Source organism: Serratia sp. JSRIV004 (genome assembly GCF_019968705.1).
Lineage (GTDB): Bacteria > Pseudomonadota > Gammaproteobacteria > Enterobacterales > Enterobacteriaceae > Chania > Chania fonticola_B.
Map to the genome: position 1 here is coordinate 5,813,057 of NZ_CP074140.1, position 19,420 is coordinate 5,832,476.

Genomic DNA, 19,420 nt, shown 5'->3' on the forward strand with positions numbered 1-19,420 from the left:
GCTATGACGGCTTCAGGCGTGGATGGCGGGGTTTTGCCCGTCTGGTCTGCCAAAAGGCGCTCATCGCCTTCTGGAGGCCGATAAAGCAGAACAGCAGGATGCCGATGACGATTTTGGTCCACCAGGAGCTGAGCGAGCCATCGAAAGTGATGTAACTCTGGATTAGGCCCTGGATCAGCACGCCAAACAGGGTACCCAAGATGGTGCCGACACCACCGGTCAGCAACGTTCCCCCAATGACGACCGCCGCAATGGCATCCAGTTCGACACCGCTGGCAGCTAGAGCGTAACCGGCGGAAGTGTATAGCGAGAAAATTATGCCAGAGAGGGCTGCCAGCGTACTGGAAAGCATGTAAATCTGGATGGTGGTACGCCTTACCGGCACCCCCATCAAGGCAGCGGAGACCGGATTGCCGCCAATGGCATAGACGTTATGGCCAAAACGGGTGCGATGCGCCAGGATCATGCCAATCGCCACAACTAGCAGCATCACCAGCGCCAATAAGGTAAATCGGCCACCACCGGGGACTTTCCAGGCATAGTTTGCCAGCGTGGCATACAGCGGGTGATCGATCGGCAAAGACTCTTCTGACACGATAAAACTCATGCCGCGCACGAAGAACATCCCCGCGAGCGTGATGATAAATGCAGGTAATTTCAGCACGTCAATGATCCAACCCATCAGCGCACCAAACGAGGCCCCCATCAGCAAGGCAATGACAAATGCATAACCTGGAGCTATACCATAAGTGCCAATCAGCTTGGCCAGCAGTACGCCGGTAAAGGCGATCACTGAGCCCACCGAAAGATCGATACCCCCTGAAAGGATCACAAAGGTCATGCCCACGGCCACAATGCCGAGAAAGGCGTTGTCGGTCAGCAGATCGCACCAGACGCGGGTGGAAGCGAAGCTGGGGAATTGGCTAAGGCAAAAGGCATAGCCCAGCAGGAAAACCGCGATAGTGATCAATAGGGGAAGGTTACGTTTCATCATGATTTCCGTCTCCGCCACAGCCGCTGTAATGACACACTGGGGGATTGCACCAGCAACACGGCTAATACCACCACCGCTTTCAACACCAGGTTAAACTCCGGTTTATAGCCCGAAAGCAGAATTCCAGTATTCATGCCCTGAATGATTAGCGCCCCCACCACCGAGAGCAACAGATTAAAACGCCCGCCCAGCAGTGACCCACCACCAATCACCACGGCCAGGATCGCATCCAGTTCGAGCCACAGGCCCGCATTGTTGGCATCCGCACCACGGATATCCGCCGTGACGATAACCCCTGCCACCGCCGCGCACAGGCCGCAAATGATATACACCGCAATAATCACCCAGCGAGTACTGACGCCAGCATTACGTGCCGAGCGCAAATTGATACCGACCGCCTCAATAAACAGCCCCAAAGCGGTTTTGCGTGTCAGTAACCAAATCAGCAGCAGCATGATGGCAGCAATGATCACCGGCATCGGCAGATACATCAGCGAACCACTGCCGAGCTTGGCTAATCCTTCACTTTCAAAGGTGACGATTTGCCCTTCGGTAATCAACTGCGCGATACCGCGCCCGGCCACCATCAGCATCAAGGTGGCGACGATCGGCTGGATTTGCAGCACCGCCACCAGGAAACCGTTCCACAGGCCACACAGTGCCCCAACCGCTAATGCGGCCCCCAGGATGTAAGCTAATGGGTAGCCAGCGCTAGTCATGGTGGCAGCGGTCGCCCCGGCAATCGCCATCACCGCACCGACGGAGAGATCGATCCCACCGGTAGCGATCACTAGCGTCATACCCAAGGCAAGCAGCGCAACGGGGGCACCGCGATTAAAAATATCAATCACGCTGCCGAACAGGCGGCCATCCTGGATATGAATTGAAAAGAAATGGGGGGCGACCAGGCTATCGATAAGCAAAATCACCGCCAGCGCCCCCAGCTGCGTCGCTCCGGCGGGCATTACCCACCTTACTTTGCGCGGTCCACCGGTCATGGGAAAACTCCTGTGGTTCATGCTGCCCCCTGTTGCACGGCAATGGCCTGCATAATGGCGGGAACCGTAATGGCATCATGCTCAAGCTGCGCCACATGTTTTCTATCGCGTAATACCACGATGCGATCGGCATAGCCTGCCAGCTCCTCCAGTTCGGAGGAGATCACCAGCAGCGCCAACCCTTCATCACAGAGCCGTTCAATCAGGCGGATAATTTCCGCATGGGCTCCTACGTCAATGCCACGGGTTGGCTCATCCAGGATCAGGAAACGGGGTTTAGTCGCCAGCCAGCGGGAAAGCAGCACCTTCTGCTGGTTACCGCCGGAAAGGTACTGGATTTGCTGCTCCGGCCCCGGTGTGCGGATCCCCAGCAGTTTGATGAAATCCTCCGCAATTCGGGTTTGCTCACGCAAAGGGATAGGCCGTAACCAGCCACGCTGCGCCTGCAATGCCAGAATGATGTTTTCCCTTACCGTGGCCGCGCCGACAATACCGTCGGTCTTACGATCTTCTGGGCAATAGCCAAATCCCAGGCTGGCCGCTTTACGGGGGGTAGGGATCGCCACCATTTTGCCCTCAACCTTCGCTGTACCTTTATCCCGAGCCTTAATGCCGAAGAGCAGTTGTGCCGTCTCAGTACGCCCCGATCCCAATAAACCAGCCAGACCAACTATTTCTCCAGGCCGGATCGCCAGATCAAAGGGCTCAACCATGCCGCGTCGGCCATAACCGCTAAACTCCACTAACGGCGGAGCCTGCACGGCCTGATGTTCGCTGCGTTTGAGCAACGTCTCATCAAAACTGTGGCCAAGCATCATCTGTACCAACTCGAGCCGTGGCAACTCGGCGGTGACACGGGTCCCGACCAGCTTGCCGTTACGCAACACAGTAATACGATCGCTGATGCGGTAAACCTGTTCGAGAAAATGGGTGACGAAGATCATCCCCATTCCCTGAGATCGCAGTTGGCTAAGAATATCCAGCAGCATGGTGACTTCCTTGGCATCCAGGCTGGCGGTGGGTTCATCCAGGATAAGCACCTTGGCGGAGAGATCGACGGCGCGAGCAATCGCGACAATTTGCTGAATGGCGATAGAGTAGTTACCCAGCGGCTGGCTGACATCCAGCGGTAATCCATACCCTTCCAGCAGCTTACGGGCATTACGCAACAGGGTTTTTTGATCGATTAGGCCAAAGCGGGTGGGTTCGCGTCCGATAAACAGATTAGCGGCCACCGAGATATTAGGCAGCAGGTTAACTTCCTGATAGACGGTGCCAATCCCCAACGATTGCGCCTGGGCCGTATTCTGTGGCGCAATCGCGGTGCCTTCTAGCCAGACCTCACCGGCGGAGCGTTGGTAAACACCGGTTAATGCCTTAATCAGCGTAGACTTACCCGCGCCGTTTTCCCCAAGAAGCGCCACCACCTCACCGCGTTGTAGTGTGAAATCAACCTGCTCCAGCGCTTTTACACCTGGAAACTCCACGGATAACCCGCTTATTGCCAATAATGCTGCCTGAGGTATGGCCATTATCTGCTCCGCCTGTTAACGATCAATATCCCATGCTTTTCTTCATATCGTATTCCTGTCTGGCCGTTTCAGGCTGCAGCAGTTTCGACTCGGTCTGGATAAATTTCTGTGGCTGTGTGCCGTCTTTTTTCAATGCAATCAAGGCATCAAACGCAGGTCCTGCCATATTTGGCGTCAGTTCAACCGTGGCGTTGGCTTCCCCTTCCATCATTGCTTTAAAGATATCCGGCACGCCGTCGATGGAAACAACCTTGATCTGTGAGCCCGGTTTGAGGCCAGCTTCTTTGATCGCCTGGATGGCACCAATGGCCATATCGTCGTTATGTGCATAGACGGCGCAGATGTTTTTGCCGTTCTGTTCAGCCTTGATAAAGCTTTCCATCACTTCTTTACCCTTGCTGCGAGTAAAGTCACCGGACTGCGAACGGATGATTTTGACGTTGTCGGCAGAAGCAATACCATCCGCAAAGCCTTTCTTGCGGTTAATGGCCACGCTGGCCCCAACGGTGCCTTGCAGTTCCACCACGTTACAGGGCTTGCCCGCAACGGCTTTCACTAGCCATTCGCCTGCGACTTTCCCTTCATGGACGCTGTCAGAGGCGACGGCTGCGGTATACAGCGAGGGATCGTTCACTTCGATCATGCGATCCAGCAGGAAGACCGGGATTTTGGCCTCTTTCGCTTCCTGCAATACCGGAGTCCAACCGGTGGCCACCACCGGCGCAATGAAGATGGCGTCAACGCCCTGAGCAATAAAGGATCTCACCGCCTTGATCTGGTTTTCCTGCTTTTGCTGTGCATCGGCGATTTTCAGCGTAATACCCCGTTTTTCCGCCTCCTGTTTCGCCACTTTGGTTTCTGCCGAACGCCATCCTGATTCAGAACCAATCTGAGAAAAGCCGACAACCAAGGGGGCAGCCTGCGCCGCTCCCATCAACACGCCGCTTACGGCGGCCGCTAACAGTAAACGCTTAACCATGTTTTTCTCCTCGCTCTGCCTGAATCGATCAGACAGAGATGGCTGTGGGTATATTCGCTTTCATCGAGTGTGCCCAACAAACTCGTGGGGCTTATAAGGTGTAGTTGAAATACAGACAGGAATGATGAGCGATATCACAGCGCGGGATTACAACCATTTTGTACATAGATACAGCTAGAAATGTCTAAATTGGGAACGATTTCGGCGGGAATTTTGTGCGCGCTAGCGGCAGGAGTCGCAATTTTAGGCGAGTAGAAAGCAAAAAAAACCCTTCGCTTTCGCAAAGGGTTTCTAATATGGCAGGGGCGGAGAGACTCGAACTCGCGACACCCGGTTTTGGAGACCGGTGCTCTACCAACTGAGCTACGCCCCTAAATTACGCTTAACATTATGCCTGCTAAAGTTAGCAGGCATAATTTAAATAAGTGGCGGAACGGACGGGGCTCGAACCCGCGACCCCCTGCGTGACAGGCAGGTATTCTAACCAACTGAACTACCGCTCCACCGATTCTTTTACGTCGCATCTTTCGATGCTGGCAAAACCACCTGGGTGATTTCGCGCATTACCAGGTGTCATACTGATAACGTTTATTTGATGCCTGGCAGTGTCCTACTCTCGCATGGGGAGACCCCACACTACCATCGGCGCTACGGCGTTTCACTTCTGAGTTCGGCATGGGGTCAGGTGGGACCACCGCGCTATTGCCGCCAGGCAAATTCTGTTTCATTCTTGGCCGTTACTTTCGTAACCACCAGAACCAATCTCGGAACTTCGCTGAAAATCTCTACAATCTCTCTAAAACACCTTCGGTGTTGTAAGGTTAAGCCTCACGGATCATTAGTACTGGTTAGCTCAATGCATCGCTGCACTTACACACCCAGCCTATCAACGTCTTAGTCTTAAACGTTCCTTCAGGGGCCTTAAAGGCCCAGGGAAGACTCATCTCGAGGCAAGTTTCGCGCTTAGATGCTTTCAGCGCTTATCTTTTCCGCACTTAGCTACCGGGCAGTGCCATTGGCATGACAACCCGAACACCAGTGGTGCGTTCACTCCGGTCCTCTCGTACTAGGAGCAACCCCTCTCAATCTTCCAACGCCCACGGCAGATAGGGACCGAACTGTCTCACGACGTTCTAAACCCAGCTCGCGTACCACTTTAAATGGCGAACAGCCATACCCTTGGGACCTACTTCAGCCCCAGGATGTGATGAGCCGACATCGAGGTGCCAAACACCGCCGTCGATATGAACTCTTGGGCGGTATCAGCCTGTTATCCCCGGAGTACCTTTTATCCGTTGAGCGATGGCCCTTCCATTCAGAACCACCGGATCACTAAGACCTACTTTCGTACCTGCTCGAGCCGTCACTCTCGCAGTCAAGCTAGCTTATGCCTTTGCACTAACCTCACGATGTCCGACCGTGATTAGCTAACCTTCGTGCTCCTCCGTTACTCTTTGGGAGGAGACCGCCCCAGTCAAACTACCCACCAGACACTGTCCTCACCCCGGATCACGGGGCCGAGTTAGAACATCAAACATTAAAGGGTGGTATTTCAAGGTTGGCTCCATGCAGACTGGCGTCCACACTTCAAAGCCTCCCACCTATCCTACACATCAAGGCTCAATGTTCAGTGTCAAGCTATAGTAAAGGTTCACGGGGTCTTTCCGTCTTGCCGCGGGTACACTGCATCTTCACAGCGAGTTCAATTTCACTGAGTCTCGGGTGGAGACAGCCTGGCCATCATTACGCCATTCGTGCAGGTCGGAACTTACCCGACAAGGAATTTCGCTACCTTAGGACCGTTATAGTTACGGCCGCCGTTTACTGGGGCTTCGATCAAGAGCTTCGCCTTGCGGCTGACCCCATCAATTAACCTTCCAGCACCGGGCAGGCGTCACACCGTATACGTCCACTTTCGTGTTTGCACAGTGCTGTGTTTTTATTAAACAGTTGCAGCCAGCTGGTATCTGCGACTGGCTTCAGCTCCGAGAGCAAGTCTCTTCACCTACGCGCCAGCGTGCCTTCTCCCGAAGTTACGGCACCATTTTGCCTAGTTCCTTCACCCGAGTTCTCTCAAGCGCCTTGGTATTCTCTACCTGACCACCTGTGTCGGTTTGGGGTACGATTTGATGTTACCTGATGCTTAGAGGCTTTTCCTGGAAGCAGGGCATCAACTACTTCTGCACCGTAGTGCATCGTCATCACGCCTCAGGGTTGGTAGCGTTCCGGATTTACCAGGAACACCCCCCTACACGCTTAAACCGGGACAACCGTCGCCCGGCTAGCCTAGCCTTCTCCGTCCCCCCTTCGCAGTAACACCGAGTACAGGAATATTAACCTGTTTCCCATCGACTACGCCTTTCGGCCTCGCCTTAGGGGTCGACTCACCCTGCCCCGATTAACGTTGGACAGGAACCCTTGGTCTTCCGGCGAGCGGGTTTTTCACCCGCTTTATCGTTACTTATGTCAGCATTCGCACTTCTGATACCTCCAGCAAACCTCACAGTTCACCTTCAACGGCTTACAGAACGCTCCCCTACCCAACAACGCCTGAGCGTCGCTGCCGCAGCTTCGGTGCATGGTTTAGCCCCGTTACATCTTCCGCGCAGGCCGACTCGACCAGTGAGCTATTACGCTTTCTTTAAATGATGGCTGCTTCTAAGCCAACATCCTGGCTGTCTATGCCTTCCCACATCGTTTCCCACTTAACCATGACTTTGGGACCTTAGCTGGCGGTCTGGGTTGTTTCCCTCTTCACGACGGACGTTAGCACCCGCCGTGTGTCTCCCGTGATAACATTCTTCGGTATTCGGAGTTTGCATCGGTTTGGTAAGCCGGGATGGCCCCCTAGCCGAAACAGTGCTCTACCCCCGAAGATGAGTTCACGAGGCGCTACCTAAATAGCTTTCGGGGAGAACCAGCTATCTCCCGGTTTGATTGGCCTTTCACCCCCAGCCACAAGTCATCCGCTAATTTTTCAACATTAGTCGGTTCGGTCCTCCAGTTAGTGTTACCCAACCTTCAACCTGCCCATGGCTAGATCACCGGGTTTCGGGTCTATACCTTGCAACTATTCGCCCAGTTAAGACTCGGTTTCCCTACGGCTCCCCTATACGGTTAACCTTGCTACAAAATATAAGTCGCTGACCCATTATACAAAAGGTACGCAGTCACACCACGAAGGTGCTCCCACTGCTTGTACGTACACGGTTTCAGGTTCTATTTCACTCCCCTCGCCGGGGTTCTTTTCGCCTTTCCCTCACGGTACTGGTTCACTATCGGTCAGTCAGGAGTATTTAGCCTTGGAGGATGGTCCCCCCATATTCAGACAGGATGTCACGTGTCCCGCCCTACTCATCGAACTCACAGTTAATGCATTTTAGTGTACGGGGCTATCACCCTTTGCTGCGCGACTTTCCAGACGCTTCCACTAACACAAGAACTGATTCAGGTTCTGGGCTGTTCCCCGTTCGCTCGCCGCTACTAGGGGAATCTCGGTTGATTTCTTTTCCTCGGGGTACTTAGATGTTTCAGTTCCCCCGGTTCGCCTCGTATGGCTATGTATTCACCATACGATAGTGTGTCGAAACACACTGGGTTTCCCCATTCGGGTATTGCCGGTTATAACGGTTCATATCACCTTACCGACACTTTTCGCAGATTAGCACGCCCTTCATCGCCTCTGACTGCCTAGGCATCCACCGTGTACGCTTAGTCACTTAACCTCACAACCCGAAGGTGTTTCTGTAAACAGAGAACACTGTCGTGCTGTTTATTTGAGAGACTCTATGACAGGTTAATCCTTACCCCAATACATCTACGGAGGGATAAGTTTCAGCTGTCATGTTTCAATTTTCAGCTTGTTCCAGATTGTTAAAGAGCAAAATACTTCGCAGCATACTGTTGCCAGTACACTCTGAAGTATTATCAAGGACCATATGGATATGGTGGAGCTAAGCGGGATCGAACCGCTGACCTCCTGCGTGCAAGGCAGGCGCTCTCCCAGCTGAGCTATAGCCCCATACAGTCACTTGCAGAAACCTTTATTTACCACTCGCTCAGGCAAGAGATGCTCACTGGACGTTTACGGTGTAAACGTATCGCGTGCAACGCAGCACAAGTGCGAATTTGGTAGGCCTGAGTGGACTTGAACCACCGACCTCACCCTTATCAGGGGTGCGCTCTAACCACCTGAGCTACAAGCCTATAAAGGTATTTCTGCTCGTTACTTTTTCATCAGACAATCTGTGTGGACACTGCACGCAACTGCATATCTTTAGGTAAGGAGGTGATCCAACCGCAGGTTCCCCTACGGTTACCTTGTTACGACTTCACCCCAGTCATGAATCACAAAGTGGTAAGCGCCCTCCCGAAGGTTAAGCTACCTACTTCTTTTGCAACCCACTCCCATGGTGTGACGGGCGGTGTGTACAAGGCCCGGGAACGTATTCACCGTAGCATTCTGATCTACGATTACTAGCGATTCCGACTTCACGGAGTCGAGTTGCAGACTCCGATCCGGACTACGACATACTTTATGAGGTCCGCTTGCTCTCGCGAGTTCGCTTCTCTTTGTATATGCCATTGTAGCACGTGTGTAGCCCTACTCGTAAGGGCCATGATGACTTGACGTCATCCCCACCTTCCTCCGGTTTATCACCGGCAGTCTCCTTTGAGTTCCCGCCATTACGCGCTGGCAACAAAGGATAAGGGTTGCGCTCGTTGCGGGACTTAACCCAACATTTCACAACACGAGCTGACGACAGCCATGCAGCACCTGTCTCACAGTTCCCGAAGGCACCAATCCATCTCTGGAAAGTTCTGTGGATGTCAAGAGTAGGTAAGGTTCTTCGCGTTGCATCGAATTAAACCACATGCTCCACCGCTTGTGCGGGCCCCCGTCAATTCATTTGAGTTTTAACCTTGCGGCCGTACTCCCCAGGCGGTCGACTTAACGCGTTAGCTCCGGAAGCCACGCCTCAAGGGCACAACCTCCAAGTCGACATCGTTTACAGCGTGGACTACCAGGGTATCTAATCCTGTTTGCTCCCCACGCTTTCGCACCTGAGCGTCAGTCTTTGTCCAGGGGGCCGCCTTCGCCACCGGTATTCCTCCAGATCTCTACGCATTTCACCGCTACACCTGGAATTCTACCCCCCTCTACAAGACTCTAGCTTGCCAGTTTCAAATGCAGTTCCCAAGTTAAGCTCGGGGATTTCACATCTGACTTAACAAACCGCCTGCGTGCGCTTTACGCCCAGTAATTCCGATTAACGCTTGCACCCTCCGTATTACCGCGGCTGCTGGCACGGAGTTAGCCGGTGCTTCTTCTGCGAGTAACGTCAATGAACAGTGCTATTAACACCGAACCCTTCCTCCTCGCTGAAAGTGCTTTACAACCCGAAGGCCTTCTTCACACACGCGGCATGGCTGCATCAGGCTTGCGCCCATTGTGCAATATTCCCCACTGCTGCCTCCCGTAGGAGTCTGGACCGTGTCTCAGTTCCAGTGTGGCTGGTCATCCTCTCAGACCAGCTAGGGATCGTCGCCTAGGTGAGCCATTACCTCACCTACTAGCTAATCCCATCTGGGCACATCCGATGGTGTGAGGCCCGAAGGTCCCCCACTTTGGTCCGAAGACGTTATGCGGTATTAGCTACCGTTTCCAGTAGTTATCCCCCTCCATCGGGCAGTTTCCCAGACATTACTCACCCGTCCGCCGCTCGTCACCCAGGAGCAAGCTCCTTGTGCTACCGCTCGACTTGCATGTGTTAGGCCTGCCGCCAGCGTTCAATCTGAGCCATGATCAAACTCTTCAATTAAAAGCTTGATTTGCTGCAACTCGTGCAGCGATGCTCGAAAATTAACTTTCGTAATCATTCATTCGCATGAATGACTGCTTGGTCACTCTTCAAGACTTGATATTTTTTTGCTACCGAAGTAGCTGGATATCGTCTTGTGAGTGCCCACACAGATTGTCTGATAAATTGTTAAAGAGCGTTCGTTACCGTGAAGTTTCTCGGTAACGCGGGAGGTGCATATTACGCTTTCCCGCTGAAGAGTCAACCTTTTTCTCTTACGAGACGCGGTGTTTTCACCGGGTTGCTTCTTCCTGGCTGGGCGACTTGTTCGTCGTTGTTCCCGGTCAGTGGAGGCGCATTATAGGGAGTTCTCAGAACGCCGCAACCCCTAAATTCATTTTTTTTGCTGACCGTCGAATGTTTAAGCAAAACCCCATTAAAGCGGCAGTTTTTTCAACGATTTAAAGCCATAACCCTGCAAAACGGGCAATAAAGCATCGGTGTCTTCATTCAGCGCCATGCAATACGCCAGATTCTCTTCCTGAGTTGAGACCAGATTTTCCTGATTAGAGATAAGCCAGGCAGCTCTGCGGGCAATTGCCGCACCGGAATCCACCAGACGCGTTCCTTCAGGCAGGACTTGCATCAGCTCTTCAGATAATAGAGGGAAGTGAGTACAGCCCAACACGACCGTGTCCGGAGGCTCGCGCATGCTCAGCCACGGCTGCAATATTTTCTTCAGCGTTGCCAGCGGCACAGGTTCACCATGCAGCTTGGCTTCTGCCAGCTCCACCAGCTCAGAAGAGCCTAACAGCTCAATTTTGCAATCTGTCGCGAAACGCTCGATCAGTTCATGAGTATAAGTACGCTGAACCGTACCGCGCGTGGCCAGTAAACCGACGATACCGTTGGCGGTCAGTTTGGCAGCAGGCTTGATCGCTGGCACCACTCCCACCACCGGGAAAGCAAAACGCTCACGCAGCGCAGGTAAGGAAACGGTACTGGCGGTATTGCAGGCAATGATGACGATTGCCAAAGGATGACGTTCCTGAACCGCACTGACAATTTCCAGCACGCGCTCAACGATGAACTCTTCGGATTTCTCGCCGTAGGGGAATGCCACGTTATCGAAGGCATAGATATAGTGGAGATCCGGCAGCAGTTGCCGAACCTCCTGAAACACTGACAACCCGCCGACGCCGGAATCAAAAACCAGCGCCGTCGGGCGAGGAGCCGCAGTGGCGTTAGAAGGTATAGCTGCCAGTGAGGTAGTACTCTCTTCCTGGGGTAGCGTAGCCATAAGCCGTCTCATAATCTTTATCAAACAGGTTGGCAATTCTACCACGAACTGTCAGCTGAGAGGTTATTGGATATGAGGCGCTCACGTCGACCGTGCTGTAACTCGGCAATACGCGCTGCTCAGGGTTATAAGTAGAAGAGATATTGTCGTAACGCTTGCCGTAGTACTGATACGAGATATCCATGTCCAGGTTGAACATCGTCCAATCCAACTGATATTTGGCCTGACGTTTCGAACGGCGCGCCAGCACCTCATCGGTCTGGTCATTACGCGGATCGATATATTGCAGCGTCAAACGGTGGGTGAACATCCAGGTATCAAAGCTACCGGTCCATTCAACGCCTTTAATCGTTGCCCGATCCACATTGTAATACTGCCCCTGATAGGTCACAGGGTCAGAATCATAGTTGATCAGGTTCTGGATTTTGTAATGGTAAGCAGACAGACGCCAATCCAATGGCCCGGTCAAACCTTCCAGACCCATTTCCCACTGTTTGGACTCTTCCGGCTTGAGGTTGCTGTTGGAATCAATGCCAAAGCGTTTTGAGCCATATTGCTGACCCAATGACGGCGTCAGGAAACCCGTACCATAAGATAAGGTAGCTCGATAGCCATCAACAAACTCCCAACCTGCCGCAGTCTGCCAAGTGCCGTGCCAACCAAAGTCACCTGCCTTGTCTTCACGCCCAGAGGCTTCCAGCGTCACGCTGCCAAACTGCTGTTGACCGCTCAGGTACAGCCCCGTGTTGTCTCTTTTATAGGTATCGGCAAAGGAACTGTCGGAAGAGGTCAGGCGCTGTTGCTGGAAATCGGCACCGGCGGTAACGCTACCGTGCTCGAAAGCATAGGTATTGCCCCATTGCAGGTTACGCTGATCCATATCATCCAGCGTAGTGCTGATGCCATAACGGCCATTCTGGCTGCTGTAGTTGTAATCTTTCTGTTTCTGATAGCTGCCCGTCAGTTGAGAAGAGAAAGCCCCAGACAGGAAACGCAGCCCCATATCATAGGTATGGCTATACAGGCGGTCTTCATCATTACTGTACTTCGGGCTGTAAGGTACACTGCCGACATCGTAGTCCGAGTTATTGGTATAACCATAACCCCGCACGAAGCCTGAGAAATTCTGATTGAACTGCTGTTCCAACCCGCCCCAGAAGCTTTTATTACGGAAACCATCACGATCGCTGTCGACCGAATAAGGCGAGCCTGGCTGCACATTGAAACCGTTGGTCATCTGGTAGCTGCCCGCAACGGTAGCAACAGTGTTATCAAAACGCTGGCGCAAGGCACCATCGTACTGCTGGTATCCTTTAGAACCGATCCCCGCCTGGACTTTTCCGCCCTCTTTATCCGTCTGGGTAATGATGTTGATGACCCCGCCGATGGCACCAGAACCGTAAATGGCAGAGCGCGGCCCACGGATAAACTCCACACGCTGAACCAGCGCCAACGGAACCTGGTTAAAATCGACGCCGTTGCTGATCCCCAGACGGGCCATTGGCACGCCGTCAATCAGAACCAATACATGACGAGCTTCAGTGCCGCGTACCGAGAGGGATGACCCCTGCCCCATACCGCCGTACTGTGAAATATCGACACCGGGCAAACGGCGCATTACATCATTGAGGCTTTTGGCCTGCCAGCGATCGATATCTTCGCGGGTTACCACATCGGCAGGCGCCAATACGGAAGAGACCGGTTGAGGGAAGCGATTGGCGGTCACCACCAGATCATCGCTACTTTTAGCCGTGGTGTTATCTTGCGCCCATCCAGAAAATGCCGTCGCGGAGGAGACCACCGCCAGCAGTGTATTTTTTATCATTGTCATTATAAAAAGCATCCAAACTTCATTGGGGATGCCGCAGGGCCACGGCCGGTAGTTCGCGACGGCTATGGATATTGCGACGTACACCGGTAGGTTTTCGGGCTTGGGATTTGCCGGTTGCCTGTGGCAACCCGCACCGGGCGATGACTTCCCATCCTGCAGTGGACAGTGTCTGCGTCATTTAACGCTATCGCCGTGACTTCCCCATACCGCTGCGCGTCAGCTCCAGATTTGCACTGGATTCCCTTTTCACTCGCTGCTTGAGACCGGACGGCAATGCTACAATCAATGAAAATGGATGTCTAGATTGCCAACAGTGTTGCAAAATAGCACCACAACAAAACTGGACTTCACGGGCTGATTCCCTACAATCCCCGCTGATCCAATTTGCCTGACGAGAGAAACCATGACGCCCGAGAATTTGCCTATTGAACGCTATGACGACCAACTGGCGGAGAAAACAGCCCGCCTGAAGACCATGATGTCACCGTTCACGGCGCCCGAGCCGGAAGTGTTTCGCTCGCCAGTCAGCCACTACCGGATGCGTGCGGAATTCCGCATCTGGCATGATGAGGACGATATGTACCACATCATGTTCGATCAGCAGACCAAGCAGCGTATTCGCGTCGATAGCTTCCCGGCGGCCAGCGAGCTGATTAACCGCCTGATGAGCGCCCTGATGGCGGCCCTCAAGCCCAATCCAGTGCTGCGCCACAAGCTGTTCCAGATCGATTATCTTTCTACGCAGAGCGGTAAGATCATTGCCTCGCTGCTGTATCACCGCAAGCTGGACGAACAATGGCAGCAAGATGCCACTGCGCTGCGTGATGCGTTACGCGCAGACGGCTTCGATGTGCAACTGATTGGCCGCGCCTCGAAGATGAAAATCATGCTGGATCAGGACTACGTCGACGAAGTGCTGCCGGTCGCTGGCCGCGCAATGATTTATCGCCAGGTCGAAAACAGCTTCACCCAGCCAAACGCAGCCATGAACGTGCAAATGCTGGAATGGGCGCTGGATGTCACCCAAGGTTCAAAAGGGGATCTGCTGGAGCTGTATTGCGGCAACGGCAACTTCTCGCTGGCCCTGGCCCGCAACTTCGAGCGGGTATTAGCCACTGAAATTGCCAAGCCTTCGGTGGCGGCGGCGCAGTACAACATCGCGGCCAATAATATCGACAACGTGCAGATTATCCGTATGGCGGCGGAAGACTTCACTCAGGCAATGAACGGCGCTCGCGAGTTCAACCGGTTAAAAGGGATCGATCTGAGCAGCTATAACTGTGAGACGATTTTCGTCGATCCGCCGCGCAGCGGGCTGGATGAGGAAACGGTGAAGATGGTGCAGACCTATCCACGCATCCTTTACATCTCCTGCAACCCGGAGACCCTGTGCGCCAATCTGGATACGCTGCAGACCACGCACAAAATCACTCGCCTGGCTCTATTCGATCAGTTCCCATACACCCATCATATGGAATGTGGCGTATTGCTCGAACGCCGCTGATCTAGACAGGCGCAAAAACCAAAAAAGGCACTCCGCGGAGTGCCTTTTCTCGATAAAACCATTTTTAATGCTGAACAGTGACGGTATTGCGTTTCTTTAATTGAAAACCAATCCAGAGCACCAGCACCACGCAGACAATCGAGGGCAGGAAGTTCGAGCCGATCTGCGGGTATTCCGCACGCACGATCGCGCTATATCCCAGGACGCCCAACAGGAAACAGCCAGCCGCCAGTTTTGGCATACCATCCGGCATTGGCTGGTTCAGGTAACGCTGATGCAGGCAATATACCGCCAACACCAAAGCAATCAACGGGAACGCTGAAAACGACACCACCGAACTGAACAGCGCGGCAAAGGAACCGTTTACGGACAGGCCGGCAATCAACGCCAGCAGTAAAGTACCATTCTCACGGCTTAGTTTTTCCATGACTTTCACCTTGTTATACGTGGGATACAGATGCTTTTTCTTGTTCGCGGCGATACCAGTAATAGGCTCCTTTGGAAATCATCCGCAGTTGCAACACTAACCTTTCTTCGAGCTGCCGCCGTTGTTCAATATCAATATCCAGCGCTTCCGCACCGGCACTGAACACAATCGTCACCATAGCTTCCGCCTGCGCCTCGGTAAAACTACGCGGCATATGGTTTTCCAGCTCAAGGTAATCTGCCAGTTCGGCGATAAAATGTTGGATTTCCCGTGCTACCGCCGCACGAAACGCGGCCGAGGTGCCGGAACGTTCACGCAGCAACAGCCGAAAGGCGTTGGGATTATTGCCGATAAACTCCATAAAGGTCGATACCGACGTGCGGATCACGCTGCCGCCTTTGGCAATACGCTGGCGTGCCTGGCGCATCAATTGGCGCAGCATCAGGCCGCTTTCGTCAACCATGGTGAGCCCAAGCTCATCCACATCGCGAAAATGACGATAGAAAGACGTGGGCGCGATGCCCGCCTCTCGTGAGACTTCACGCAGGCTCAGGCTGGCAAAACTGCGCTCGGCACTCAGTTGGCTGAAAGCCGCCTCAATGAGGGAACGACGAGTGCGTTCTTTTTGTTGTGCTCTGACGCCCATTTGCATATCCGGATGACTTCCCTTCTTCAGTCTAACGCCGCAGAACTGGCAATATAGCAAATTTATTGCAACAGCATTTATACAAACGCGCTTTGTCACAGTTCTAGGCCACACCGATTGTGCTTTGCCACAAAAAGGCTAATGGTAATTGGGCACGCAGCGCTATGATGTTAAGATACCGTTGTAAATTTGTATAAGAACAGGTCTCTCCTACATGCAACAACACTATCAATTTGATGCCATTATCATCGGCTCCGGCCCTGGTGGTGAAGGCGCAGCCATGGGTCTGGTGAAACAAGGTGCCCGCGTGGCCGTGATCGAACGGTACAATAACGTGGGCGGCGGCTGTACTCACTGGGGAACCATCCCCTCAAAAGCCCTCCGCCACGCCGTCAGCCGCATTATCGAATTCAACCAGAACCCGCTTTACAATAACTCCCGCACCCTTAGTGCCACCTTCCCTGACATTTTACGCCACGCCGACAGCGTGATTAACCAGCAAACGCGCATGCGCCAAGGGTTCTACGAACGTAACCAGTGCAAGCTGTTCGCCGGTAACGCCAAGTTTATCGACGCCAACACCGTCAGCGTAAGCTATATGGATGGCACGCAGGATACCATCCGCGCCGACCATATTGTGATCGCCTGTGGTTCACGCCCTTATCATCCGAACGGCGTTGATTTTAACCACTCGCGCATTTATGACAGCGACTCCATCCTGGAGCTGAACCACGAGCCACGCCACGTAATTATCTACGGCGCTGGGGTGATTGGCTGCGAATATGCTTCTATCTTCCGCGGTTTGAACGTGAAGGTGGATTTGATCAACACCCGCGATCGGCTGCTGGCGTTCCTCGATCAGGAGATGTCAGATTCTCTGTCTTACCACTTCTGGAATAACGGCGTGGTGATCCGCCACAATGAAGAGTTCGAGAAGATCGAAGGCACCGACGATGGCGTGATTGTGCATCTGAAATCCGGCAAGAAAGTGAAGGCCGATTGCCTGCTGTACGCCAATGGCCGTACCGGTAATACCGATGCGCTGGGCCTGGAAAACGTGGGGCTGGAATCAGACAGCAGAGGCCTGCTGAAGGTCAACAGCATGTATCAGACCGCCGTATCCCACATTTATGCCGTGGGTGACGTGATCGGCTATCCGAGTCTGGCGTCTGCCGCTTATGACCAGGGCCGCATCGCCGCTCAGGCCATCTCTTCTGGGGAAGCCAGCGGGCATCTGATCGAAGACATTCCAACGGGCATTTATACCATTCCAGAAATCAGCTCCGTCGGTAAAACCGAGCAGGAACTGACGGCGATGAAAGTGCCCTACGAAGTGGGCCGCGCCCAGTTCAAACACCTGGCTCGGGCGCAGATTGCCGGCATGAACGTGGGTAGCCTGAAGATCCTGTTCCACCGCGATACCTTGCAGATTCTGGGGATCCACTGCTTTGGTGAGCGTGCGGCAGAGATCATTCACATCGGTCAGGCGATCATGGAACAGAAAGGTGAAGGTAATACCATCGAGTATTTCGTCAATACCACCTTCAACTATCCGACCATGGCCGAAGCCTACCGTGTGGCAGCGCTAAACGGCTTAAACCGCCTGTTTTAAGTTCGCGTCCAGGTAGTTCTGCATGTGTTCGCGAATAGCCTCGGCCAACTGCTCATAGCGGCTACGCAGCGGGGAGCCGGGGCGATACACCAGAGCAATGGTGCGCTTCGGTTCCGGTTTGTAGCACTCCAGATAGCACACGCCGTCACGCTCACGCTCACGCGGCACCGCCAAGGCGGGTAACAGCGTTATCCCACTGCCCGCGGCAACCATATTACGCAGCGTTTCCAGACTGGTCGCGCGGAAGTGGGTATCCTCATCCGCACCGGCCTGGAAGCAAAAGCCCAGTGCCTGATCGCGTAAACAGTGGCCATCTTCCAGCATCAGCAGTTTTTCACCCGCCAAATCGGCCATCGCTACGCGTTCGCGCTGCGCCCACGGATGGTCGGAATAGACTGCCAATTGCATCGGCTCATCGAACAAAGGCACTTCGATAAAGGCTTCGGTCTCTTTCACCAGGGCAAGAATAGCGCAGTCCAACTTGCCGCTGTCCAGCTGTGCCAGCAGTTGATGGGTTTGTGCTTCGTGCAGGTACATTTCCAACTTGGGAAAGGATTTATGCAGCGTCGGGATAATCTGCGGCAGCAGATAAGGCCCCACGGTAGGGATCAGGCCGATATGCAACGGCCCGGACATCGCCTCCCCCTGCTGGCTGGCCATTTCCTTCAAGACTTTGACTTCGCGTAGCACGGTGCGCGCCTGCTCCACCAGCAGTAAGCCTGCCTGTGTGAAAAGCACCTTACGGCTGGTCCGCTCAAGCAGCATCACGCCCAACTCGTCTTCCAGCTTACGGATCTGCCCACTCAATGTTGGTTGGCTGACATGGCATGAGTCGGCAGCGCGCCGGAAGTGGCGGTGCTCGGCCAAGGCGACCAGATACTCTAAATCACGAATATTCATTGTTGTTTCCCTCCTGGCCATGATAGCTCATGGCGATAGATAAGATAGCAACGAGTGATTAGAACTATCAAGCCCCGCAGTGAATAATGTCCCCCAACGAAGCGCAACGGCGCCAACATAAAAAATTCATTTTTCTAATTAAGGGGTTAATTCATGTTTACCAGTCAAGAAGGCAAAAAAGTCCCTCAGGTTACCTTCCATACTCGCCAGGGCGACCAATGGATTGACGTGACCACTGATGACCTGTTCAAAGACAAAACCGTGATCGTGTTCTCCTTGCCGGGCGCGTTCACCCCAACCTGCTCATCAAGCCATTTGCCGCGCTATAACGAACTGTCCAGCGTGTTCAAGCAACACGGCGTTGACAGCATCCTGTGCGTCTCGGTGAACGACACCTTTGTGATGAACGCCTGGAAAGCCGATCAACACGCCGAAAATATTACCTTCGTGCCGGACGGCAACGGTGAGTTCACCAAGGGCATGAACATGCTGGTTGAGAAAGCCGATCTGGGCTTTGGCCCACGTTCATGGCGCTACTCCATGCTGGTGCGTAACGGCGTGGTAGAAAAAATGTTCGTCGAGCCAAACAAACCGGGCGACCCGTTTGAAGTCTCTGACGCCGATACCATGCTGAAGTACCTGGCACCGGAATTCCAAGTGCAGGAATCGGTCTCCCTGTTTACCAAGCCGGGCTGCCCGTTCTGCGCCAAAGCCAAACAAATGCTGCAAGAGCGCGGGATCCAATATGAAGAAATCGTGTTGGGCCAAGACGCGACCACGGTCAGCCTGCGCGCTGTCAGCGGCCGCGCTACCGTGCCACAGGTGTTTATCGGTGGTCGCCACATCGGTGGTAGCGACGATCTGGAAAACTTCCTGTCAGCCTGAATGATAAAAAT

12 protein-coding genes, 4 tRNA genes, 3 rRNA genes and 1 riboswitch are annotated in these 19,420 nt (G+C 53.6%); of the genes, 3 read left to right on the top strand and 16 right to left on the bottom strand.

The window, feature by feature from the left end:
* Position 1: 1 nt before the first annotated feature.
* From yjfF to btuB, 13 genes are all read right to left on the bottom strand, one after another.
* The gene (yjfF, locus tag KGP21_RS27675) at positions 2-994 is read right to left on the bottom strand and encodes a galactofuranose ABC transporter, permease protein YjfF (protein WP_037376500.1); all 993 of its coding nucleotides are present in this window, start codon (positions 992-994) and stop codon (positions 2-4) included.
* The gene (gene ytfT, locus KGP21_RS27680) at positions 991-1,992 is read right to left on the bottom strand and encodes a galactofuranose ABC transporter, ATP-binding protein YtfT (RefSeq protein WP_037376499.1); all 1,002 of its coding nucleotides are present in this window, start codon (positions 1,990-1,992) and stop codon (positions 991-993) included. Before ytfT ends, yjfF begins: the two co-directional genes overlap by 4 nt.
* A 17-nt stretch (positions 1,993-2,009) precedes the next feature.
* Positions 2,010-3,524: a galactofuranose ABC transporter, ATP-binding protein YtfR gene (gene ytfR, locus KGP21_RS27685; RefSeq protein WP_179253263.1), complete on the bottom strand. Its 1,515-nt coding sequence runs from the start codon at positions 3,522-3,524 to the stop codon at positions 2,010-2,012.
* A gap of 22 nt (positions 3,525-3,546) precedes the next feature.
* Positions 3,547-4,503: a galactofuranose ABC transporter, galactofuranose-binding protein YtfQ gene (gene ytfQ / locus KGP21_RS27690; protein ID WP_021807362.1), complete on the bottom strand. Its 957-nt coding sequence runs from the start codon at positions 4,501-4,503 to the stop codon at positions 3,547-3,549.
* A gap of 297 nt (positions 4,504-4,800) precedes the next feature.
* A tRNA-Trp gene (locus tag KGP21_RS27695) sits at positions 4,801-4,876 on the bottom strand.
* 53 nt (positions 4,877-4,929) lie between these two features.
* Positions 4,930-5,006 (bottom strand) — tRNA-Asp (locus tag KGP21_RS27700).
* Between the two features lie 94 nt (positions 5,007-5,100).
* Positions 5,101-5,216, bottom strand: a 5S ribosomal RNA gene (rrf, locus tag KGP21_RS27705).
* A 104-nt stretch (positions 5,217-5,320) separates the two neighbouring features.
* Positions 5,321-8,228: ribosomal RNA gene (locus tag KGP21_RS27710) — 23S ribosomal RNA — on the bottom strand.
* 220 nt (positions 8,229-8,448) lie between these two features.
* A tRNA-Ala gene (locus KGP21_RS27715) sits at positions 8,449-8,524 on the bottom strand.
* Positions 8,525-8,632: 108 nt separating this feature from the next.
* A tRNA-Ile gene (locus KGP21_RS27720) sits at positions 8,633-8,709 on the bottom strand.
* A 75-nt stretch (positions 8,710-8,784) separates the two neighbouring features.
* Positions 8,785-10,325 (bottom strand): 16S ribosomal RNA (locus KGP21_RS27725).
* The 16S, 23S and 5S rRNA genes sit together here with 4 tRNA genes alongside, the layout of an rRNA operon.
* A 415-nt stretch (positions 10,326-10,740) precedes the next feature.
* Positions 10,741-11,604, bottom strand: a complete 864-nt coding sequence (murI, locus tag KGP21_RS27730; RefSeq protein ID WP_037376430.1) for a glutamate racemase — start codon at positions 11,602-11,604, stop codon at positions 10,741-10,743.
* On the bottom strand, positions 11,549-13,429 hold the full coding sequence (gene btuB, locus KGP21_RS27735) for a TonB-dependent vitamin B12 receptor BtuB (RefSeq protein WP_037376431.1): 1,881 nt from the start codon (positions 13,427-13,429) through the stop codon (positions 11,549-11,551). The genes murI and btuB overlap by 56 nt, the downstream gene beginning before the upstream one ends.
* Positions 13,430-13,502: 73 nt before the next feature.
* Positions 13,503-13,718: riboswitch (cobalamin riboswitch) on the bottom strand.
* A gap of 120 nt (positions 13,719-13,838) precedes the next feature.
* Here btuB and trmA point away from each other — a divergent pair.
* Positions 13,839-14,939 (top strand): tRNA (uridine(54)-C5)-methyltransferase TrmA, encoded by a 1,101-nt coding sequence (trmA, locus tag KGP21_RS27740; protein ID WP_021807206.1) that lies wholly within the window; start codon positions 13,839-13,841, stop codon positions 14,937-14,939.
* A 64-nt stretch (positions 14,940-15,003) separates the two neighbouring features.
* Here the strand turns inward: trmA and KGP21_RS27745 are convergent, their stop codons facing one another.
* Together KGP21_RS27745 and fabR are read right to left on the bottom strand one after the other, a co-directional pair.
* Positions 15,004-15,366 (bottom strand): YijD family membrane protein, encoded by a 363-nt coding sequence (locus KGP21_RS27745; RefSeq protein ID WP_021807207.1) that lies wholly within the window; start codon positions 15,364-15,366, stop codon positions 15,004-15,006.
* Between the two features lie 13 nt (positions 15,367-15,379).
* Positions 15,380-16,012 carry an HTH-type transcriptional repressor FabR gene (fabR, locus tag KGP21_RS27750; protein ID WP_024482854.1) on the bottom strand — a complete coding sequence of 211 codons (633 nt, stop codon included), beginning with the start codon at positions 16,010-16,012 and terminating at the stop codon, positions 15,380-15,382.
* Positions 16,013-16,226: 214 nt separating this feature from the next.
* Between fabR and sthA the strand changes: the two genes are divergently transcribed.
* Positions 16,227-17,624 carry a Si-specific NAD(P)(+) transhydrogenase gene (gene sthA, locus KGP21_RS27755; RefSeq protein WP_021807209.1) on the top strand — a complete coding sequence of 466 codons (1,398 nt, stop codon included), beginning with the start codon at positions 16,227-16,229 and terminating at the stop codon, positions 17,622-17,624.
* Here the strand turns inward: sthA and oxyR are convergent.
* Positions 17,607-18,524 carry a DNA-binding transcriptional regulator OxyR gene (gene oxyR / locus KGP21_RS27760; protein ID WP_021181915.1) on the bottom strand — a complete coding sequence of 306 codons (918 nt, stop codon included), beginning with the start codon at positions 18,522-18,524 and terminating at the stop codon, positions 17,607-17,609. The genes sthA and oxyR overlap by 18 nt on opposite strands.
* A gap of 153 nt (positions 18,525-18,677) precedes the next feature.
* Between oxyR and KGP21_RS27765 the strand changes: the two genes are divergently transcribed.
* Complete coding sequence (locus KGP21_RS27765) at positions 18,678-19,409, top strand: glutathione peroxidase (protein WP_021181914.1); 732 nt, start codon at positions 18,678-18,680, stop codon at positions 19,407-19,409.
* Positions 19,410-19,420: the final 11 nt, after the last annotated feature.